This window comes from Myxococcales bacterium, from assembly GCA_016699535.1.
Classification (GTDB): Bacteria; Myxococcota_A; Polyangia; order Polyangiales.
On sequence record CP064980.1, the window covers coordinates 3,507,356 to 3,528,895 of the forward strand.

At 49.7% G+C, this 21,540-nt stretch carries 18 protein-coding genes and 3 tRNA genes; 7 read left to right on the forward strand and 14 right to left on the reverse strand.

Features of this window, described 5'->3' with window-relative positions; all coding sequences use genetic code 11:
* Positions 1 to 49: 49 nt before the first annotated feature.
* Positions 50 to 397: a GFA family protein gene (locus IPJ88_16530; protein QQR89765.1), complete on the forward strand. Its 348-nt coding sequence runs from the start codon at positions 50 to 52 to the stop codon at positions 395 to 397.
* Positions 398 to 501: 104 nt separating this feature from the next.
* Here the strand turns inward: IPJ88_16530 and IPJ88_16535 are convergent, their stop codons facing one another.
* From IPJ88_16535 to IPJ88_16545, 3 genes are all read right to left on the reverse strand, one after another.
* Complete coding sequence (locus tag IPJ88_16535) at positions 502 to 1,866, reverse strand: VWA domain-containing protein (protein ID QQR89766.1); 1,365 nt, start codon at positions 1,864 to 1,866, stop codon at positions 502 to 504.
* A gap of 171 nt (positions 1,867 to 2,037) precedes the next feature.
* The gene (locus IPJ88_16540) at positions 2,038 to 2,559 is read right to left on the reverse strand and encodes a hypothetical protein (protein QQR89767.1); all 522 of its coding nucleotides are present in this window, start codon (positions 2,557 to 2,559) and stop codon (positions 2,038 to 2,040) included.
* Positions 2,560 to 2,644: 85 nt separating this feature from the next.
* A complete protein-coding gene (locus IPJ88_16545) occupies positions 2,645 to 5,458 on the reverse strand; it encodes a TIGR03960 family B12-binding radical SAM protein (GenBank protein ID QQR89768.1) in 2,814 nt (937 codons plus the stop codon).
* 407 nt (positions 5,459 to 5,865) lie between these two features.
* Here IPJ88_16545 and IPJ88_16550 point away from each other — a divergent pair, with 407 nt between their 5' ends.
* Positions 5,866 to 6,123 (forward strand): ribosomal protein L7/L12, encoded by a 258-nt coding sequence (locus IPJ88_16550; protein QQR89769.1) that lies wholly within the window; start codon positions 5,866 to 5,868, stop codon positions 6,121 to 6,123.
* 364 nt (positions 6,124 to 6,487) lie between these two features.
* Here the strand turns inward: IPJ88_16550 and IPJ88_16555 are convergent.
* From IPJ88_16555 to IPJ88_16575, 5 genes are all read right to left on the reverse strand, one after another.
* A tRNA-Glu gene (locus IPJ88_16555) sits at positions 6,488 to 6,563 on the reverse strand.
* 182 nt (positions 6,564 to 6,745) lie between these two features.
* Positions 6,746 to 6,818: transfer RNA gene (locus IPJ88_16560), tRNA-Lys, on the reverse strand.
* A gap of 231 nt (positions 6,819 to 7,049) precedes the next feature.
* Positions 7,050 to 7,122: transfer RNA gene (locus IPJ88_16565), tRNA-Ile, on the reverse strand.
* A gap of 47 nt (positions 7,123 to 7,169) precedes the next feature.
* Positions 7,170 to 9,266 (reverse strand): RNA polymerase sigma factor RpoD, encoded by a 2,097-nt coding sequence (gene rpoD / locus IPJ88_16570; GenBank protein ID QQR89770.1) that lies wholly within the window; start codon positions 9,264 to 9,266, stop codon positions 7,170 to 7,172.
* 2 nt (positions 9,267 to 9,268) lie between these two features.
* Positions 9,269 to 11,131 (reverse strand): DNA primase, encoded by a 1,863-nt coding sequence (locus IPJ88_16575; GenBank protein ID QQR89771.1) that lies wholly within the window; start codon positions 11,129 to 11,131, stop codon positions 9,269 to 9,271.
* A gap of 379 nt (positions 11,132 to 11,510) precedes the next feature.
* On the opposite strand from IPJ88_16575, the gene IPJ88_16580 reads away from it, so the two are divergent.
* From IPJ88_16580 to IPJ88_16590, 3 genes are read left to right on the forward strand one after another with little or no spacing between them, the layout of a single operon-like run.
* On the forward strand, positions 11,511 to 12,236 hold the full coding sequence (locus IPJ88_16580; GenBank protein QQR89772.1) for a CPBP family intramembrane metalloprotease: 726 nt from the start codon (positions 11,511 to 11,513) through the stop codon (positions 12,234 to 12,236).
* Positions 12,233 to 13,039 carry a biotin--[acetyl-CoA-carboxylase] ligase gene (locus tag IPJ88_16585; GenBank protein QQR89773.1) on the forward strand — a complete coding sequence of 269 codons (807 nt, stop codon included), beginning with the start codon at positions 12,233 to 12,235 and terminating at the stop codon, positions 13,037 to 13,039. The genes IPJ88_16580 and IPJ88_16585 overlap by 4 nt, the downstream gene beginning before the upstream one ends.
* A gap of 18 nt (positions 13,040 to 13,057) precedes the next feature.
* Positions 13,058 to 13,960 carry a hypothetical protein gene (locus IPJ88_16590; protein QQR89774.1) on the forward strand — a complete coding sequence of 301 codons (903 nt, stop codon included), beginning with the start codon at positions 13,058 to 13,060 and terminating at the stop codon, positions 13,958 to 13,960.
* Between the two features lie 9 nt (positions 13,961 to 13,969).
* Here IPJ88_16590 and IPJ88_16595 read toward each other — a convergent pair whose 3' ends face one another.
* Positions 13,970 to 14,638, reverse strand: coding sequence for an SDR family oxidoreductase (locus IPJ88_16595; GenBank protein ID QQR89775.1), 669 nt, complete (start codon positions 14,636 to 14,638; stop codon positions 13,970 to 13,972).
* A 208-nt stretch (positions 14,639 to 14,846) separates the two neighbouring features.
* On the opposite strand from IPJ88_16595, the gene erpA reads away from it, so the two are divergent.
* Positions 14,847 to 15,170 carry an iron-sulfur cluster insertion protein ErpA gene (gene erpA, locus IPJ88_16600; protein QQR89776.1) on the forward strand — a complete coding sequence of 108 codons (324 nt, stop codon included), beginning with the start codon at positions 14,847 to 14,849 and terminating at the stop codon, positions 15,168 to 15,170.
* Positions 15,171 to 15,337: 167 nt separating this feature from the next.
* Here erpA and pgsW (IPJ88_16605) read toward each other — a convergent pair whose 3' ends face one another.
* The 5 genes from pgsW (IPJ88_16605) to IPJ88_16625 all read right to left on the reverse strand — a co-directional run bounded on the left by pgsW (IPJ88_16605) (position 15,338) and on the right by IPJ88_16625 (position 18,719).
* Positions 15,338 to 15,901, reverse strand: coding sequence for a poly-gamma-glutamate system protein (pgsW, locus tag IPJ88_16605; protein ID QQR92068.1), 564 nt, complete (start codon positions 15,899 to 15,901; stop codon positions 15,338 to 15,340).
* The gene (gene pgsW / locus IPJ88_16610; protein ID QQR89777.1) at positions 15,889 to 16,356 is read right to left on the reverse strand and encodes a poly-gamma-glutamate system protein; all 468 of its coding nucleotides are present in this window, start codon (positions 16,354 to 16,356) and stop codon (positions 15,889 to 15,891) included. The genes pgsW (IPJ88_16605) and pgsW (IPJ88_16610) overlap by 13 nt, the downstream gene beginning before the upstream one ends.
* Positions 16,353 to 16,805: a poly-gamma-glutamate biosynthesis protein PgsC gene (gene pgsC, locus IPJ88_16615; GenBank protein ID QQR89778.1), complete on the reverse strand. Its 453-nt coding sequence runs from the start codon at positions 16,803 to 16,805 to the stop codon at positions 16,353 to 16,355. Before pgsC ends, pgsW (IPJ88_16610) begins: the two co-directional genes overlap by 4 nt.
* Positions 16,806 to 18,014: a poly-gamma-glutamate synthase PgsB gene (gene pgsB, locus IPJ88_16620; protein QQR89779.1), complete on the reverse strand. Its 1,209-nt coding sequence runs from the start codon at positions 18,012 to 18,014 to the stop codon at positions 16,806 to 16,808.
* 99 nt (positions 18,015 to 18,113) lie between these two features.
* A complete protein-coding gene (locus IPJ88_16625) occupies positions 18,114 to 18,719 on the reverse strand; it encodes an AAA family ATPase (protein ID QQR92069.1) in 606 nt (201 codons plus the stop codon).
* Positions 18,720 to 18,825: 106 nt separating this feature from the next.
* Here IPJ88_16625 and IPJ88_16630 point away from each other — a divergent pair, with 106 nt between their 5' ends.
* The gene (locus IPJ88_16630; protein ID QQR89780.1) at positions 18,826 to 21,519 is read left to right on the forward strand and encodes a tetratricopeptide repeat protein; all 2,694 of its coding nucleotides are present in this window, start codon (positions 18,826 to 18,828) and stop codon (positions 21,517 to 21,519) included.
* The last annotated feature ends 21 nt before the right edge of the window (positions 21,520 to 21,540 follow it).

Below are 21,540 nucleotides of genomic sequence, written 5' to 3' on the forward strand. Positions count from 1 at the left end.
AAATGGTATACGATTTTGGAAATCAGTTGACGCTAACGGAGGACAATCCATGAAGTACAGCGGCGGATGCCATTGTGGCACAGTTCGATATGAAGTTGAGATGGAGATCGAAAAAGTGATCTCGTGCAACTGTTCAATATGCTCCAAGAAAGCTCATCTATTGGCATTCGTCCCGGAAGACAATTTTAAACTTCTGAGTGGAGATAGCGACCTGCAAGACTACCAGTTCGCGAAGAAAACAATACATCACTACTTTTGCAAGCACTGTGGCGTTAGTTCTTTCGGCGCAGGGACGATGCCAAATGGTCCTGTGGCACGAGCAATTAATATTCGCTGTTTGGACAACGTTGATATCAACGACTATCCCGTAACTCACTACGACGGTAAGAGTCTTTAACTCCAACCATCACACAACATGTAACGCCATACAGGAGCAAGGACCGGAAGACCGTCAACCACTGGCATGCTCTGCTCAGAAACCACAGAACCGTAAATTATCTATCAAAACACCGAATCAGCAACATTGCAGGGGAAAGTTCCCGCTAACGAAGCGTTGGAACCATTTTTGAGATCAGTACACGCACTACCCTGAAGCTCAATGTGGTTCGCATCAACTGCTCGCCATCCGTTGGGGTCATCGCAAGGCAGAGTGGTTCCGTTTGGATCCTCGTTTGATGTAAGCACAACTTGTCCTTCACAAGCCTTGCTTAGGTCTTTGATATTGCCTTGAAGTTCAAAGGTACAAGACAGTTGGTTTTGCACCAGAGTCTGTAGTGCTGTTGCAAGCCCGGCAGGATCGGTCACTGGGTAGTACGGCGCATCCGCATCGCCATTGTTTGTATCAACACCAGCACCGGCATTGGCCATGTCTTGGAAGTGATCGCTGTCGGCAGCCACTGAAACCACGTAGGTGCGGATGCCATCGTCGTAAGCTGCTGCCACGGCGCTCAATGCTTTGCTTTTTCCAGCATTGGCTGCCGCTTGACTAGCACCTTGATTCAATGCTGTGCAGGTATCGGGCTCTCCATCGGTGGCAAGCAAAAATACTATGGGGTCCGAATTCCCAATTGGGTTTGTTTTGAAATAGTTTGCCAAAAACTCGATCGCATCCCCGGTTGGAGTATCGTCGACCATGTTAGCATCCGCATAGAGCGAAACAATATCATTGTAGGCATTAAGTGCTGGAGCTTGAGGCGATTGTGTATTCCAGTCTTCGCTAACAGACCACTCTGGACTGTTAGCAAAATTAATCAATGGGCATGATGTATCTGCATGGGGCAACGTGGAATCACCATTTGCATTTGGATCGGTTCCTGGATCTACTTTTCGCACGTAAGCACGATCATTCATCGCACTGTATAGAGCGATGCCAAAACGCACACTTTGCTGTAAATCGTAGATAAGTCCGTCGGGCCGTGAGCCTTGTTCACCAATAAGAAAATTCCTTAGCGTGTCCCAGCGAGAATTTCCGCCAAAGTTTGAGTCCATGCTTAACGATTGATCAACAATGAGAACGATGTTGGGCGTGATGTTATCCGTATCGATGTGGACTTCTGCGCAAACATCACTTCCGGAATCACCGTTTGAACTGTTTGCTGCAAGACAGCGTCCGTTTGAAGTGCAAGTGCTTGCATCAGCGCATGGGATGTTATTGACCAAACTGCATTCGGCATCACAGACACCACTGCTTGAACAGAAGAAACCGTCCGCACACGCGTTAACGTCCGTTAGACATGGCGTACCGCAACCGCCTTCCGCTGGACTAGCCTTACAAGCTTCTGTGTTCGAACCTATACTCTTCTTACTGGAACAGTTTGGTAAACAAAGACAGCAATACGACAACAACACAAGCGACAAAACACGCATAGTTTTCCCTCGAAAAGTAAAGATAAGAAATCCTTATCTAGTTTTACAGTTTCTGCTCCAAGCGCAAGACAAAGTCACAGTTTACATGAGCTTACCTTTCATGACGAATAATTTCATCAGCACACAGAAACGCTGGGTCTGAACAAAAAACACCAATAAAACCATCAGAAGTTACAGTGATTTTATAGGCGAGAGTCGTAACACCAACTTCCCCGGTTCAGTCACTAGGTCCTGCAATCGGATAAGATCCAGCATCGAGCGCCACGGCTCGCTTGCCTTGCTTCGAACGACCGGGATGTCTCGCAAGTCGACACGGAACATATCACCATCACGACTGACGGGAGGCCGCAGTCCTTTTGCTCCAAAATCAATAAATGATCCCCAAAGCTTTTTGGCAATCGCAAGAGCAAGTTCAGATACAACGCGGTCAATTTCACGATTTTGCTTCTCATTTTTACCAAGAACACGAAATACGACTTCCTTTGCCCCTCTAGGCGCAAAAAAAACGCCACGGGATTCTAGAATAAGTGTTTGCTCTTCGTCTTCGCTAAAGCAGCCAGACAAAATGATTTTACCTTGCTTAATGGAGACTGTAAGCGAGCTCGCTACACCTTGTTTGACCAGCTCCGAGCAAAGTTCGGTCTCTGAAATTTCGAGCCCCTTCATTAGCGCCATCACTTTGGAGCTAATCACAGTTGGCAGGCCACCTAACTTCTTGAAAAAGGACTCCCTTCTTTTTTCGGCACTGTTCAGCCAACTTTGAATAAGACGCTGCATCTCAACCCAAAGAAACTGTGCTGGGTTCTGATTCGTTCTGAAGCGATAGTGCTCTTAGTGTCTCTAAGTCAAAAGGGCTAGTGCAGCGATCTTTCTGTTGCCAAACCAACGATTCACGAACTAGGCGCGCCGGCATGTCTTTCGATTCAAAAATCACTTCGATAACTTCCGCAGCCTTGGCGCTACCATGCGGTGTAATGCCGACTGAAAAACGAATAGGCACCAGATCACCCATGTACCCAGCACGTTCAAGCGTTTCTGCCCCTTGATTAGCAATCACTTTATCGAGAAAAGGCGCAACATTAACACGTCGTTTGATACCCTTGGTATTACGAAGCACTTCGAGCGGGGTTTTACGCTTTTCATCGATCCAAGATTGAAGCGCTTGCTCAGAATCGAGCTCTCTTTCACTCAAAACCGCTCTAGGGACTCCCGCCACATAGAAGGCCTTGTTGATTACTTTATTGATGCCCAAGTCCTGCTTGCCTAAAACGTTCACCGAGAAAACACTAACGCCTTCCGATGCACAGTCCTGAAAACGCTCCAAAAGCTCCTGAGAGTCGATATTGATCTCCGGCTCGAGTTTGATGTCAACGTACTCACCTAAAGAGGCCACCCCAAGTGATAAAGCGGGGCCGAAACTCATTTCAGCTTTTGGATGGAAACCTTGCGAGTAACGCAGTGGCAAGTCGAGTCTGCGCGCCATACGAGGCAAAAGTCGCACTAAGTCAAGATGGGCACTGTAAGCTGCGCGTCCGACTTTAGTGTAGCCCAAACGCAGACGAAGCGCGGGAGAACGAAGTAGAGGGATTTTGCGTACAGTATCGCGGCGCTGCACTGAACCAGGCTTGGCCTCAACGGAGTGAACATCGCGCGCTTTGTCGGCATGTAAATCATCCAAGAAAATCTCGCGTCTACCACGCATCTGCTGCATGTCGCAGGCTATGCCGCAATCGTAACAGACGAGCTTTCGTTTATCGCTACGCGCGTCTTTTAGATTGGTGTGGTGCACAAACATGCCTGCAACTTTTCCGCATGGCGGTGACAGACGATTGGCCACGGCTTTTCGATATTCACGAGCCAAAAAGCCATCTTCCAAACCTACGTCGAGATGGTCCCACGGCAGGCGTGCATCGATGGGTATGGTACCGAGAAAGATATCAGGATTGATTTGATGCTCGTGCAATGCTGCTTTCCAAACATCCAACTTCAGTTGCTCTTCCCAAGAATCAAAGCGCGCACCGTTTTTGTACGCGGTCTCGATGACTTGGCCTAAGCTTCGATCGCCACGAGCTAAAAAGCCCTCGACCCAGGATCCCTCGGAAGCATGCATGCGGAGCTGCACATTTTCTTCACGAGCTGTCTGCTTTAGGATGCCTTGCTTGCGCAGTATCTCCGAGAAACCATTCATGGCGCACCACTGAAAAGGCGTGTGCGGTTTTGGAACGAAGGTACTTACGCTTACAGTTACGCGAGGCGCACGCTTTTGAAGGCTCCTACCAATATTCCGAGCGCGGGCACCTGTTTGAACGATGCCTGCTACATCCGAATCTTCCTCGGTTGGCAAGCCAATCATGAAATACAATTTCATCTTGGACCAACCTCTTGAAAATACACGTTCAGCGGTTTGCATCAGTTGCTCTTCGGTGATGTTTTTATTTATCACGTCACGCATACGTTGCGAGCCCGCTTCGGGAGCAAAGGTAAGACCTGTTGCACGAACCTTTTCGATATCTTCAAGCAATTCGTCGTCCAAACCATAAGCGCGCAAAGACGATACTGAAAGCGAGACTTTCTGTGGTTCAAGCTTTTTCATCACCTCATGAATCAAGGGCGCAATCGCGCTGTAGTCGGCCGTGGAAAGCGAAGTCAGCGACGCTTCATCGTAGCCTCCGCCCATCAGCGAAGCTTCAAGAGAGCTCATGATGTCCTGAGGTGTGCGCTCACGCACGGGCCTGTAAATCATTCCGGCCTGACAAAAGCGACAGCCCTCCGTACAACCGCGAGCGATTTCAACGGACACACGATCAAAAACCGTTTCGGTTGCTGCAATCGGTCCATCACTTGGAAAGGGATATTTACTGATGTCTTTTACAAAGCTTCGCTCGATTGGATAGGGTAAACTTGGATCGTCTGGCTTTTGCACGACTTGAAGACCAGTATCCTCCATCGTCTCGCTTTGATAAAGACTCGGCACATACAGGCCTGGAAGTTTTGCAAGCGCACGAAGCCGTTCTACGCGCGTCATCTTTGTTTTCTTCAGCGCAGACCACGTTAACATCAGTTCCGGGGTGGCTTCTTCCCCGTCGCCGATAAGAAAGACATCAATGAACGAAGACATGGGCTCAGCATGCGTAGCACAAGGGCCGCCCGCTACAATCAATGGATCGTCATTGTTACGCTCGTCGCTCCGCAGAGGGATCCCTCCTAACTCTAGCATTAGCAGCACATTGCTATAGGTTAGCTCGAACTGCAGTGAAAAACCAACGATGTCGAAATCCGACAGTGGTCTCCAACTTTCAAGTGAACGCAAGGGCTCATCTCGCAAACGCAACTCCTGTTCCATATCAAGCCAGGGCGCATAACTTCGTTCCGCAAGAAGCTTTGGGTGCTTGTTGATGATGGAATACAAAATCTTGTAGCCCAAGTGACTCATGCCGATGTCATACAGATCCGGAAAGGCGAGACATATCGTGCAAGCTGCCGCATCAAAATCCTTTAGAATCTCGCCGTGCTCACCACCGACATAGCGCGCCGGCTTCATGACTTTAGGGAGAAAGTCCGCGTAAGGATGCTCAGTCGTTTTTTGGGCCATAGCGACCAGTTGTAGCCTAGTTTGAGCGAATGTTAAGGCTGCCAGGACGATAAAAGGCGATACTTTACGAAAAAACGCCAATTATTTAACTTGACTCTACCTGCGACTAAAAGTTTTCACCTCGCGCCAGCATCCTCTACAATCAAAGACTTCTGAGACTTTTTCATGTTTTTGCTTTTTGATGGCATCGTTGATTTCGTTTTGCACCTAGCGGTCGAGAGCATTGCTCCAATCGGCCGGTTGATCTGTCGGAAGCTAGGCCTCGATGCAACCGCTTTTAGGTCAGCTGCATTCGGATCTCTTTTTTGGCTGAGTACCGCTGCTGCGATCGGAGCAATATGTTGGTACCTTTTTTTCAATCCCTAACTCAAAGATAAAACAACTAAGTCATATTTAAAGGTTTGAACATGAAACTACTTTATATAGCGCTGGGAATGATTACTGCCTTGTTCCTATTGTCAGTCCGCGGACGAAACCAGGAGAACAAGTTAAAACGCCAAGGATTAATTCCCACAACGGAAACGCCCACGCTCGATCATGTTCATCGCTTGATCGCAGATGGCGAAAAGATCCATGCCATTAAACTGTACCGACAGATTCACAACGTCAGCCTCAAAGAAGCCAAAGAGCAAGTAGAGCAGCTCGCAAAAAGCAAACAAACCTGAAAGCTCGCTCATCAGTTATCCCCCCCCGCGAGCAGCGCGAGCCCGCTGGGGTGGGAGCCGACGCGCGAAGCGCGCTCGGGAGGGGATTCGCGTGAATCCCCTCTTTGGAGCGCTGCCACGTAGCGGTCCAAACAGTTAAAGCTAACAACCTAACCAATTCCAAAATTAGCAAGCAAACATCCTGCTCGCAAGGCAAGCCCGCTGGGCACTCCGCAGAACAAAAAAACCCGCGCTTTGCACGGGTCTTTTTTTGCTGGCGTCCCCGGAGTTCTCGTCGCTTCGCTCCTGCGATCCCGGTGATTTGCAAATCCCGCTGGGCACTCCGCAGAACAAAAAAACCCGCGCTTTGCACGGGTTTTTTTGCTGGCGTCCCCAGCGGGATTTGAACCCGCGTAACGAGCTTGAAGGGCTCGCGTCCTAGGCCTCTAGACGATGGGGACCTTTGGTGCCGGCGGAAGCTACTCCAAGTCCGGGCTAAAAGCCAGTCTTGTGGTGACTTTGCCTAGTGGGCCGTACAGGATTCGAACCGCAAAACCGAAAACACCTGCGACCTTCCGAGGAAGGGCGCACTCGAGGTTTTGTACTTTGTTTTTGTGGCTTTTCTGCCTTTCCTTTCCACTAGTGGGCCGTACAGGATTCGAACCTGTGACCGTCGGGTTAAAAGCCCGCTGCTCTACCAACTGAGCTAACAGCCCTAGGAGCCGGAGCGATATCAAGCACAGCCGAACAAAGCAAGCCTTTTTAAGCTCAAAGCGAACGGGGGAGCAAGCCTACAAACAAATCACTTTCAAAATTACCTACCCACCCACCACGCGAGCAGAGCGAGCCCGCTGGGGTGGGAGCCAAGGCGCGTAGCGTCCTTGGGAGGGGATTCGCGTGAATCCCCTCTTTGGAGCGCTGCTACGCAGCGGTACAAACCAAATTAGTGGGCCCACCGGGATTCGAACCTGGAACAACCCCGTTATGAGCGGGGGGCTCTAACCGTTGAGCTATGGGCCCGTAAGGCGACCATCGCACCAAAATCGTGCAACAGCCCCCAAACTCAATTAGTTTTCGGCGAAACTACGTAACTGCTTCGAGCGGCTAGGATGACGAAGCTTGCGCAACGCTTTGGCCTCAATCTGCCTAATACGTTCACGTGTCACTTCAAAATCTTGCCCGACCTCTTCAAGAGTGTGATCGCTCTTCTCACCAATACCGAAACGCATTCTCAAAACTTTTTCTTCTCGAGGCGTGAGTGTTTTGAGCACGCTTCGCGTCTGGTCCTCTAGACTAAAGTTGATGACAGAATCCACCGGTGAAAGCTCCGACTTATCCTCGATGAAATCACCGAGATGGCTGTCTTCTTCTTCACCGATCGGTGTTTCAAGCGAAATCGGCTCTTTGGCGATCTTCAATACCTTACGCACCTTATCCAATGGAAGCTCCATCTTTTCAGCGATCTCCTCAGGGTCGGGCTCACGGCCAAGTTCCTGAACAAGATACCGCGAGGTGCGAATGAGCTTGTTGATGGTTTCAATCATGTGCACCGGAATACGAATAGTGCGTGCCTGATCCGCAATCGCGCGCGTGATGGCCTGACGAATCCACCAGGTGGCATAGGTCGAGAACTTGTAGCCACGGCGGTACTCAAACTTATCAACCGCTTTCATCAAGCCAATGTTACCTTCCTGGATGAGATCCAAGAATTGAAGACCGCGGTTGGTGTATTTCTTCGCAATGGACACCACCAAACGCAGATTGGCTTCCACAAGTTCGGCTTTAGCGACTTCTGCTTCGCGCTCTCCACGATGGAGTTCGCGATAGGTTGCCTTAAATACTTCTAAAGGCTGGCCCAAATCTTCTTCGATACGCTTGGCAACTTTGTGTGCATCTTTGATGCGCTCTTCAGCGCGCTCCAGCTGTGGCGCACCCACTTTGTATTTACGTGCGACTCGCTTCTCGAGCACTGGGTCGGTGTGAATCTCTTTAACGGCCTTGCGAATCTCTTTAGCAGGCATACCTCCCGCAAGACGCTCGGCATCGGCAATCATGGTTTCGTAGCGAGAAACCCGTCTTGAGTAGAGCTTGAACTGACCGATGATAGCGTCCACTTGCTTCTTATTAAGGCGAAGCGCCATAAGAGCATCAACCGGCTCTTTTTTGCTCTTATCAAGCTGAGCTTGCTGCGTCTTTTTGGCTCGGTCTGTCTTTTTGCCGCCCACGTTGAGTTCGGTGCGGAGTTTTGCAACATGGCTTTCAATCTTTTTGATTTTCTCGAGTTGCACGCACACGTTCTTGATGGCCGCTTCTTCATCAAACTCGGTGCCTTCTTCCACGTCAGCATCTTTTACGACATCTTTGACACGCACTTTTCCATTTTTGAGCTTGTCCGAGAGATCAATAATCTCCGTCACACCCACTTTGGAGTTCAAAAGAACATCAAAAACTTTGCACTCCCCTTCTTCAATACGCTTGGCGATTTCGACTTCACCTTCACGTGTAAGCAAGGAGACCGAACCCATTTTCCGCAAGTACATCCGAACAGGGTCGTTGGATTTGGCTTGGTACATCTCTTCGGCTTCTTTGCTGCCAACCGCAGGAGGAATCACCGAAGGTTTCTCATTACTGCCGGCTTCCGGTGTCGTGGTGATCACCGTAGGATTTCGAATATTGTCAAGCGCTGAGACGGCTTTGATGGGGCCCTTGTATTTGCTTGGATGATCCAGCACCGCAACGTCGCCAGCCTTGAGCAACTGCATAAGCTCATCGATTTGCTCCGAACTGACGAGGTCAGGAGGCAAGCCATCGTTGATTTCATCAAAGGTCAGAAAGCCTTTGGTTATGCCTCGTTCAACCAAACGCTGCACTTCACGCGCTTCAGTGCCTCTAAGCCTAAAACCACCGCTTCTTTTTTCCGCCTTTTTGCTCTTCTCCGTTTTGGAACGGCTAGCAGTCGTAGTTGTTTTCGATGCTTTGTCAGCCTTGGTGGCCGTGGTTGTTTTGGCAGTGCTTTTCGCAGTCATCTTTGCGCTACTCTTCGCTTTCTTGGCCGTTGTTTTTTTTACGGCTCTTTTTTTTGCGGCGGTTGTTTTTGACGCCGACTTCTTTGTGGCTGTTTTCTTTTTAGCTCGTTTTTTCTTTGTTGCTTCCTTGCTAGCCATGTTCACCCCTTAGCAACTTGCATCGCCCGTTGTGCGCTTCTAAAAAGCCGATCACGTTCTTTGGTGAGTTCCAGTGCTTGCTGGTCGTTTCCGAGTCTGCGCGCTTCTTTAACTTGAGTTGCGAGCATCGGCAACTCGCGCTCGATATTTTGTTTAGCCAGTTGCACTATACCCCTGTCTAGTATCTCCTCTGCCGCCTTGGCCTCGTGCTTCTGCACAGATACCCGACGCTCGAGTAGACTTCGACATTCAATCTCCCCTAATTGTTCCAATAGAAGCGTTGCATCCACCACGCCCCGTGTGGCGACGATGCCCGCTGCCGCATGAAAGATGACCCGAACTTGGGTATCCGTCAAAAGCTCAACAAACAATTCTGCCCTTTGATCGGAGAAAAGTTTAGGAAAATCCAAAAAAGCCCCTAAAATCTCCCATTCGGTACGGGTATGCTTTGGAATTGTCCACAATTTCTCTAGTTTTTTTTCTGCGCTTTCGTTTGCCCTCGATTGCTTCGTCTCACTCTTTCCTCTTCTAAGTTGAGCACGAACCGCGCCAAGGTCAACCAGCCCAAATCGTCTGGCAACACGTTCGATGTAAAGTTGCAATTCCACGGGATTATCAGTCATGTGGATATAACGGCCTAGGCTCGCTACGGCGTCGGCTTTGCCTTTAGCATCGGCCGGTGCCAGCTCCGAGGCCCGATCAATGAGGTACTCGACAACGCCCACCGCGGAGTCAAGCCGCTGTGAAAGCGCCTCTGCGCCATGTTCCCGCACAAAACTGTCGGGGTCGCTGCCTGGTGGTAAAGCAACTACTTTAGCGTTTAGGCCGCTCGCGCTCAAAATAGGAAAGGCAGCTTGAACCGCTTTGGCGCCAGCTGCGTCGGCGTCAAACAATAGAATAACGGTGTCCGCAAAGCGACGAATCAACTTCGCTTGGCTTTCGGTCAGCGCCGTGCCGAGCGGTGCAGCCGCAAAAGGGATTTTTGCTTGATGCAAAGCCAAAAGGTCAAAGTTGCCTTCACACAGGACAATCTTTTGCGCTCGCCGTACTGCAACGCGGGCTTCATGCAGGCCAAATAGCAGGTTGCCTTTCTTGTACAGCGGGGTGTCAGGACTGTTGACATACTTTGCAGCTGGGCTCTGTTGCTTGTCCTCCGTGCCGGGAGGGTTTTCAAGCATCCGTCCACTGAAAGCAACAATACGCCCATGGGAATCGGAGATGGGAAACATCAAGCGATGACGAAAACGATCGTAAAAAGCATTTTTTTCTCCCTCTTTTTCGGAGAAACCCCGCTTTGAGACGATCAAACCAAGCATTTCGGCATCGGCAAGCGAATGACCGCGAGCACTTAGAAACTCAACCAAGCTCCGCCAGCCCGCAGGCGCGTAGCCCAAACGAAACTGAGTCGCCAACTCTGAATCGACGCCTCGTTTCTTCAACTCGCTTTTCGCATAGACCGCTAACTGATGTTCTTTAAGCTGCGTCATGTAAAAACCGGCAGCGTCCTCGATAAGGGCATACCAACGATCTTTTTGACTCTTTTGCCGAGCCTCCTGCGCAGATTTATGCGGGTCCATCACAGGTAGCTCGATACCGCTACGCTCGGCCAGTTGTTCCGCTACTTCGGGAAAACTTCTATTTTCCATGCGCATCATAAAGGAAAAGACATCACCGGAGACGCCACAACCGAAACAATGAAAGAACTGCCGATCGGGATGAACGTAAAACGAGGGGGTCTTTTCTGCGTGAAAAGGACAAAGGCCCTTGCTGCTTGCGCCCATTCGTTTCAGATTCACGTATTCTCCAACGATCGCAAGGATATCTGTTCGCTCACGAATCTCGGCAATCTTGGACTCAGAAATCAATGCGGCCTCACTCAAGCAGGGTTGTGCAACATAACCCCCTTCCGACCATGGTCAAGCGCCTGATGGAAGATGGAGACCTCCCATCGGCAGTGCCGGGTTTGTAGCAATTTCGGCCAATTTCACACTTTCTTTAGGAAAAAGCGCGACGTTAGGGAGAAATTGACAAACAAGTTCGATGGGTTTGCCCAGATTCTCGGCCCCTCATCAACCTGAGTTTCGAATAAGAACGAACTAATTTAGCTTTTTTGGGCCTTTTTGCTGCGTTAGACTTCTTTGAATTGCCCAAGAGGGTCGTCCTGTGTCGATCTGCCAGGCAAAAAGGCCAAATCCCGCGCTATCTTTGCATTTCTTATCCGAAACTCAGGGTATAACCTGGCGCATGTTGTCTGGCGGCAAAGCACTGAAACAAGCTTTTCGCAGTTACGCCATCGTGGCGATCGTTACTGCATTGGTGGTTTATCTTCCTGTGGCCTGGTTTCAGCAGCATCTGGCTCCTTTGCTGCTGGCTTTGTTTTTATTGTGGACCGCGCTTCATTTTGCCGTTGATAACAAAGACAACCTGGCACGCCACGGACTCTCGCTGGGCGGCTTCTTTGAAAGCAGCAGTTCAGAAAAAAGCACCGTGTCGGCTTTGCTCCATACGCTTCCAGCAGCATTCAAGTCCTTAGCGTTAGCGGCACTTACAGCATTGATTGTATTCCCGCCGTTTATCGTTGCCTATCTCTGGTGGTGGAAACCCGACGGTGCATTTCATTGGCAATGGCCTGCTGGACTTTTAAGTTATGCACTAAATCAGCTTTTTGTCGTCGCTCTTCCAGAAGAAGCTTTTTTTAGAGGCTACCTTCAAACACGTCTTGCCGATGGATTTCGGACACAACGCAAGGTATTCGGCGTGTCGCTGTCGCTACCAGCATGGTTGATGCAAGCGGCTCTTTTTGCGCTGCTCCACTTTTTGGCGCCACCCCACCCTTCACGCTTTGCGGTTTTCTTTCCGGCGCTTGTCTTTGGTTGGCTCCGACGCAAAGAACAAAGCATTGGTGCAAGCGTATGGTTTCACGCCATGAGCAACATACTATCGTTTACTTTGGCACGGGGGTTTGCATGAGCCCAAAACATGTGCCGCCGTTGCAAACACAACAGATTAAAGCGCAACTAAAAAGCCGAGAGCTTGGTCATTTACTCGAACTCTATGAGGAAGTTAACTCAACAAACGATGTAGCCAAAGAAGCTGCACTCAACGGCGCTGCCCACGGGCTAACGATTGTTGCCGAAACTCAGCGTGCTGGACGTGGCCGACGCGGCCGAATATGGACTTCGCCGAGCAGCGGTGACTTGTACATGTCCATCGTATGGAGAAAAAAAATACCGCAAGCACACTTAGCTTTAGCAACACTGTGCACCGGCTTAGGCGTGGCAAGCGCCATCGAAAAAAGCACTGCAAAGACCGTGCAAATAAAATGGCCCAACGACATTTTGATTGCACAGAAAAAAGCTGCCGGTATTTTAGTCGAAGGGATAGGACGCAGCGAAGGACTGAATGCTCTTATCATCGGGATTGGAGTTAACGTCCATCGAGAGGCATTCCCCGCGGATTTTGAAACGCTGGCCACATCCTTGTGTTTGCAGAGCGATTCCGGCTCGCCCCTTGACCGCGGCGTACTGCTTTGCGATATCTTAAAGGATGTCGAAGACTGGCTCGAGCAACTGTGCTCCAGTGCGGTTGCGCCAATCCTTGAATCCATGCAAAAACGTCTTGCTTGGCGAGGACAATGGGTGCTGTGCGACGATGTCGCTGGACAGATACAGGGCCTTGATGACAAAGGAGCCCTAATCTTAGCAACCGAATCAGGACCGGTGCATTTGCTTTCCGGGTCCGTTCGCCTTCGTGAACGTGATTCCAAAGGATGAGAGACTGAGCACTAAGTTATGAACAACGCAACAAAGCTAGAGGCGTTTCGAAGCAGTCTTGCTGCAAAAAAAATCCACGACGAAAGCGTGATGCGCGTGTATGGACCGGATGCGCGCACTTGGCTCAACGGACAAATCACAGCCAACGTGGCCATTGCGTCCAAAGGGTCTGGGATTTATGCCGTAGCGCCCACCGTCAAAGGTAAAGTTATTTCGGACCTCGTTGTCTACGACCGAGGAGATGACTTTTTGCTTGCTCTTCCTCAAAGCGAAGCCACCAAGCTCTACGACAACTTTCAGCACTATATTATTATGGAGGAAGTTGAACTTGAATTGCTTCCAGAAGCCCGCGTATGGAGCCTGCAAGGGCCTCAGGCATCCGAGCTAAAACATAAGCTACAAAGCGATGCAATCGAGTTTTTCTCTAGTCCTCGACTCTGCGAGAATGGCTTGGACGCGGTGATCGTGCAGTCAACAAACGAAGCAGCGTTAGAAGAAGCTATTACCCAGTATGGCCTGCTAGTGAATGAAACAAACTGGGACACCATGCGCATACGTTTAGGGATTCCAAAGTTTAACATGGATTTTTCAAACAAAGACTTCCCGCAAGAAGCGGGTCTTCGAAAGCGTGCCATCAGTTTTACTAAAGGCTGCTACATTGGACAGGAAGTCGTTGCCATGTTGGAGCACCGCGGCAAGCAAAAATGGCTTAGCGTGCATCTAAAAAGCAAGCTGCTCTTAGAACCAGGCAGCGAACTTCAAGACCAAAGTGGCGAAGATATGGGTAAAGTCAGCTCCGCTGCGTGGGACGATGAAGAGCAATGCTGTTATGCTCTTGCGCGAATTTCAGCCACAAAAAGCGAAGGCATCGAAACACTCTACTGCGACAAGCAAGCCATCACGGTGCTCGGACATCTGTAGAACAGAAAGCTAGCGCAATATATCGCCCGCAACTTCGCCACCATCGACAACTAATTGATGCCCAGTCACGAAAGGAGCAGTTGCCAAAAACAACACCGCATCGGCAATATCTTCTGCGCGTCCAAGTTTACCGAGAGGCACCTGTTTGAGCAGTCGCTGAACGGTGTCTTCTTGCATTTCCGGAGGTGGCAGCACAGCACCCGGCGCGACCGCGTTAACGCGAACATCAGGAGCGAGTTCGAGCGCTAGGGTTTTGGTCAGCTGAAAGACACCCGCTTTTGACATGAGATACGGCAAGTAATGTCGAAAAGGTTTGATTGTACTGGCACAGCTTAAAAGAACGATTGCACCTTGCCTTGCCTTTAACTCCTTTACCGCGTGCTGAGCTAACCAAAAAGGAGCCTTAAGGTTGAGCTCAAGGGCCCGATTCCAATGCTCCTCAGCAATCGCATCAAGCTCAACGCGCTCAAAGTTTGCCGCGTTACAAACAAGCACATCGAGCCTTCCGAAAAAGGCAATCACTTCATCGATCAAAGCCTGACATTGCTTTTGGTCGAATAAATCAGCCTGAAAGGACTTTGCCTGACTGCCTGCCTCAGTTAGTTCCTGAACCAAATCAGCGGCTCCGCTTTCGGAATGGTGGAAATGCACGGCCACTTTTGCCCCAGATTGGGCCAATCGTCGGCTTATACTGGCACCTAACCTTTTGGCACCACCGGTGACTAGGACAACTTTGCCTTGCAATTAAAAGGGGAAACGGTATCGACCATAGCTTCTTCCGGCACTGTCTCATACTCATGGTTTCAGTCAACGAGGTGGCAGACCGGAAAAGAATGGCTATACTAGAGTATCAAGTAAGCCACTTGGCATATAAGGCAGGACAAACATGATTTCACTTACCGACAAAGCAGCTGCAAAAGTAAAAGAAATCCAAAAGGATGAAGAACTCAACGAGCAAGGTTTGCGTTTGCGCGTAGTCGGCGGCGGATGTGCTGGGTTTAGCTACGATTTGTATTTCGAAGACGAAGTCCAAGAGATTGATCGTATTTTTGAATCGCAAGGCATCAAGCTCTACGTCGACATGATGAGCTACTCCTATCTTGAAGGAACCGAAATCGACTATGTCGATGGGCTTCATGGCGCTGGCTTTAAATTCAACAATCCAAAATCCTCAGCCACTTGCGGTTGCGGCTCAAGTTTTAGCGCATAGTAACGCAGCTCGCGCCTTCATTTTGCAATCTCGTCCGTTGACTTACACCATCGGTTCAAGGTTCCGTGGGGTATTTGCGCCTTTTGAAGAACGTACCAAACGAATAACGATGTCCGAACGGGTGATCAAATAGAGCGACACGAGGATTAAGAGCAACGCCCCTGCAATCAGCCAACGATTGTAAGCTTCTTCTGCGTAGATATCCCCCTGCCCGACCTCGGGCATAGCAGCGGGCTCAATTGCCAAGCCGAACTTTTCTGCGATTTTTTGATGCCGTACATGTGAATAACAGGCACGCCGCTTTCAATGAAACGCGACATCACGCCATCGACCGCCGATACCCCCGGAGGCGCCTTTTTATTCATGCCCGAAGCAAACATCTGCTTGCCAATTTTTTTACCTACGGAGATCGAGCCGCCACCCACATTGATGTAAGCCTTGATGGGCCGACCGCTGGCCATTGTATAATAAATCTGCATGCGTTGATCGACGCCATCGGAAAGAGACTCACTTTGAAGCAAGGTTAAATCATTCGCTTGCACCGCACGATACAACGCTTTGAGGCCTTTTTTGGGTAAACCTTTACCACTGTCGCCAATACCGCCAATCGAAGCAGCCACCGATCGGTGCTCAAAAATTCCTTTATCGTAAAGCACTTTTTCCATATCGGGCCACAACAAATCAAGGAGGTTCGCGCCAAACTGAGATGCCGATGCGCTCAGGATAATAATGGATTGAGTTTGAGCGTTTGAATAGCCGCTAAGGTTGCAATATTAATGGCCGGAAACGATCCAGAGTATCCAACAGCAACGACATCACCGGGACGAACACCAAGGTCACGCAAATAGTGCACCATGACAGCTGCAAAGTTAGGATTGACGGAAGTCCTCTTCGAGCTAAGCGATCCATAGTTCGTCGTCGCTTCGGACATAAGGTCGCCTATCAAACCGCTTCCAGCAGGATCATTGTACGTTTGCACAGGAAGTCGCCTGGTTTTACGTTCATCGAGGATGGCGTCAAAGGCTTGTTTGGTGAGTCGCGCGGCGTGAATTTTAAGACCATAGTCTGGCTTTTTGACTCGTTCTTTTAAATGCTCAACTGTCATTAGGCTTAGACAGGAGCCAATCGCAATAAGCGTGAGTGCAGTGCGAGAAATACGCTGAGAGCGCCAATACAAATTCTTCATGAACCAAGCTCCAAACCAAGCAACAAAAGCAATAGACGTACCACAACAGAACTCGTAACAAGAGCGCCAAGCGTAGCAATCAAGCCCTGCCGATCAATCCATATCGCAATTAGTCCTGGGATGATGTAACCGATAACGGTAACGTCCGCGCTTTGTTTTGAAAGAAATTGGCCAGGATCAAGACTGATTAGGGTACCCACGATGTATCCCGCAAGAATCATCAGGACCGTTCTTCGCCGACCGTAGATAATAGTAAAACTTGATATGGCGTGAACAAAAGCAAAGGATACCACCCCCGCTCCAATGGTAAGCGCCACACGCAAAGGGTGATGAAGCATGATCGCCAGATAACCCGGCACGACCATACCGCCCACGGCAAGCCCAAGCAGCTCAGAGAAAAGCAAGCTCGTGAACAACCCAATTCCAATCGACAGTGCTAAAGGACTCATTTATCTCTCTTCCAACAAGGGCGCTAACATGCTGCGATTTTGAAAATAGCGAAGTATTTCCAAGCCCTGTCCCCCGATATTTGCAATACCAATAATCAAACTGTTTCGCCCAGAAAGTTCCGCAAGGAGCTCAAAAATCTCCTCTGCACGAAAACCCTCCGCGTAATTAAGTTTGCTGGGATCAAGACCTGCTCTTGTAGCTGTTTTTGCAAAAACATAGGTTCCTGTTCCCATCAAAACATAGTGGTCTGCGATAGGCCACTGAACACATGCAACACCTAGTTGCTTTGAACGATCCGGTCGATCGACTCGACAGTTTACCAACGCAATAACTCGTTGTCCTGGCTTGGCCTCTTTGACGGCACGATTCCAGATAGCCCCCGTCGAGGTGGGATCGTTTGCCGCAAAACCATTGATGAACTCGAAATGTCGACCAAAGAACTCAACGGTATAATTCGCCAAAGCCCCAGGATCAGGTGTTGATTTTTTCATACCTGCAAGGGCAGTCTTACGCTCCACACCAAGCTCAACGCACACACGAAGCGCCAATGCGACGTTTTCCTTATGCTCCATATAGGGAAAACCGTTCATATCATCGTCACTGACATCGGCGACATCGGCATCGTCGACTGTAACCAACTTGCTTTTTCGATCCTGACATGCTTTAGCAAAAATTGAAGTGTACTTTCGCTCCGAACAAAATAACACGGCCTTCTTTGGAACCGTTCCAGCCAGAGCTCGCGCGACATCCTCCTCCGTTGGACCCATCACTTCCAAATGATCTGCCCGAGCATTGGTCAGCACACCGTGCGTTGCCGAAACCATTACGCGCTCACTTAGCGACTGCAAAATCGGTTGCAGTGCCATGCACTCGACCACGAGAGCTTCAGCTTTGAGTTTCGCCGCAAGCCGCACCACACGCAACTGTTCAATCACGTTGGCGCCCATTGGCCGAAATAGAGGATACTCCTTGCCATCGGGCATAATCATGCGAGCCAGGGTACCTGTTGTTTTAGCGCAGCTGCGAATGCCGCCTTCGCGAAGAGCGGCTGCGATCAACCGAGTGACGCTTGATTTGCCTCTCGTACCGTTCACATGCACGCGGATTGGGATTCTCTTTAAGAGCATGCGATGCACAAACCGCTCGACCGCAAGCCAGACCACGAGCACTGCAAAAAGCACAACTAATACATAGAAACTACCGTTCATCGCGCAAAGAGATGATACGGCTTTTTGACTTTCGTCAATAGCAGTATGCCTAGTGTTCGATTGAACACAAAAGAGCTCTAGAGCATCCGTCCTTGATGCTTAGCCGCCCAACTGACCGATAAAGTTCTCCAGAGCAGCAAAAGCAAAAGTTATTTTCTGAAAAAAAGAAGAATTATGCGGAATGAAAAAATAGTTGGGGTGGGCAGACCAGAGTTTACGCAGGCGCAAATCAAGAGCTTTAGCGTCCTCAATATCTTCGATGCGTTGAGGGTTTCCACCTTCAATCTCTAAGCCACCAACAGCAGCACTTTCAAAGAACAAGACTGCATCATAGCGTTTCAACTCCACCTCAAGACTTGAACCCACCTTGAGAAAAAATTCATCTGGACCATCGGTCCAGTAAGCTGCGCCATCAACAGTGCCTCGATCGCACAAAAGAATGCGGCCTGGATAGTTTGCAAACTGGATATCTTCAAGGTTGCGCTGCACATGAAAAATCGCTTGCTGTGCGGCCTGCCTCGCATGCAAGTTATCAACCCTTGGGAAGCCTCCGGCGAACAACATGGTTGCTGTTTCCGGAACGACTACCACCCGCTCACCAATTTCGCGCCGAAATAAATCCGCAGCCGTTGTTTTGCCTCCACCTGGACCACCAGTAAGGACTATCCTTGAACAACGCTTTGAGCTGTCTTTGTCGTAAAGCAACACACTGAAAGCATACCACGAGCAATAAACTTTTGGACCACTGTATGTTTATGTAGGCACACCGTATAGTTTAGACCTTTGCTTCATCCTGGTATCCTTATAGGGCATGGCTGACAGTAAAGACCCGAAGACTTCCGAGCTACGTATCGACGAGATTCGTGCAGTTACAAACCTGCCTCAAAAAAGCCTTCCGCCTCCTCCTCCACGGAAATCAGCGAAGCCCATACAGCCGCCCCAACGCACACACTCCGCTGCGCCAACGACTGCCTATGAATCCGATCGACCAACTATCGAGGATCTTAACGCAACGGTCTCGCAGCAAAGCGTCCTTTCCTTACGTGCTAAAACCTTAATCACTCGTTTTCAAAACGATCTTCTATCCAATCCCGACGCCCTTCGTGCGGCTCGACTACACTTTGAGCTAGCTCATCTTTTCGACTGCCACCTGCAAAATCAAAGCAAGGCCATCGAGCACTATAAAAAAAGCTTGGAGCTCAAAAGCGATCATCTGCCCTCAATCCAAGGGCTGCGGCGGATTATGCTCGATAAAGGGCAGTTTGAAGAAGCGCTGCCACTTTTCGACCGCGAACTAGAGCGAACAGGAAACGTCCGCGACAAGGCCCGACTGCTGCGCCAAAAAGCTGCGGTGATCGAAACAAGCATGTCTGAGCCCGATAAAGCCTTCGAGCACTATTGCCGCGCTTTTGAACTCGATAACAGCGATCATGCTGCTTTGTTGGGTCTTGACCGATGCGCGCGAGTGCTTGGGCAATGGGATAAACTCGATCAAGTCTATCAAAAGAGAATCGCTCTAATAGACAAGGAATCAATCTATCGCGCTCAGCAGTTATTTGAGCGTGCCTGGATTGCAGAAACACAGCATCAACCAGACATCAGCGCGCCCGAACTGTATACAGCTGCCCTCGCTATCGATCCGAATCATCTTCCCGCGCGCGCGGCACTCAAACGCTTGCACGAAACACAGGAAAACTGGCAATCGCTCATTGAAGTGCTTACTCATGAGGCAGAATACACCAAAGACATTCGCATCAAAGCCGATAACTATTTACGCATCGCGCAACTTTATTCTGAAAAGTTAAGCGACGCGGATAACACGGCCCAAGCTCTGCAGAAGGCATCCTCTGTGTGCCCGCAGGATGCCGTGATCCTAGCGAGACTAGCGCGTCTGTACGAAGAAACGGCGCGACATAGAGCCGCGATAGGCGTCTGGGAGCGATGGGTCTCCATTGTTGAGGATCCAACGGACTTAGTTTCCGTCTCGTTTCGCATCGCAAAAATCGCCGACGACTTACTCGACGACGAAGAACTTGCCATCCAATGGTACGAGCGCACTCTTGGCATCGAGCCATCGCACACCGCGAGTCGACATCGTTTAGAGCAACTCTATCGAAAGCAGCAAAATTGGGACGCTCTTGTCGGGATGCTTCTCGCATTTGCACGAGCGAGCGAAGACAACAAAGAACGTGCTGCAGTTCATGCCAAAGTTGCGGGCATTCTGGAAGAACATACAAAAGAGCCAAATGATGCAATCGATCATCATCTACGCGCGCTAAGTTTTGTGTCAGACTACCAAGGATCCTTCAAGGCACTGGACCGGCTTTTTCGTAGCACGGGCCGCTTCGCGGAACTCTTGCAACTCTATGAACGACTTGTCGAAGAGCAAAACGATCCGACTGAGAAAACCGAACTGCTCTTTGCAATGGGCGGCCTGTGTGAAAATGAAGTAAAAGATTTTGCCCAAGCGGCGCTCTGTTACAAACGTATTCTTGGCGTACAAAAGGATAGTTTACGAGCCATCAGGGCCCTTCAACGCGTCTTGGAACGTGCCAAAGACTATAAGGAACTAGCGGAAGCTCTAAAACTTGAAGCACGACTAACCGTTGAAAAGAGCCGACTGGCACAAATCCACAACCAGATTGGCATTCTGTTGTTCGAGAAGCTAAACGACCTTCAAGGCGCAACCGTCAATCTTCGCAAAGCTCTGGATGCCGATGAAACCTTTGCCCCAGCGCTTGAGCAACTATGTCTCATTTACACGCAAGCGGGCCGATGGGAAGACGTGCTCCGCGTGTTGCAGCGTCAAGCTAACATCGAAACCCAACCGAAAGCTTCGGCCTCATTGTATTTTGAAATCGCAAGACTCTGCGAATATACCCTGGGACAAGCCGACCAAGCCATTCGCGCCTACGCAAAAGTTATTGAGTTTGATCCAAGCCATCGGCAAGGTGTTGAATCACTTCGCTCCTTACTTGTGAAACACGAGCGCTGGAAAGAACTTTCCGTAACATTAGAGCACTTATTTAAACATGCAAGCACCGCTTCGGAAAAAGCATTTATATGTTTGGATCTTGCATCACTCTATGAGAAAAAACTCGAAGATCTACCTCAGGCGATTTTGTTTTATGAAAAGGCTATCTCGCTACAGCCCAACTTGCACACCGCCAATGATGCATTAATTCGTTTACGTTTCCAGCAGCAAGCCTGGGACAAACTCGAGCAACGCATTGCTCATGCAAGCGCCGCCACAGAAGACCTTGGCCTGGCGAAAAATCATCTCTGGCATGAAGCCCTCGTTCAGAAATCACTTCTTAACGAACCAAAGAAAGCTGAACAATCGCTCCATGCAGTTCTCGAGCTTGACCCAACACATATTGGCTCAATTGATGAATTGCGAAACGTTCATCTTGAAACCAAGCATTGGGAAAGAGCAGCACAATACGCAAAACACTTAGCCGAACATAGCGAACAGCCCTTATTGCACCAGGCGTTCCTACAATAAGCTGCCACTCTGGCTTCTTTC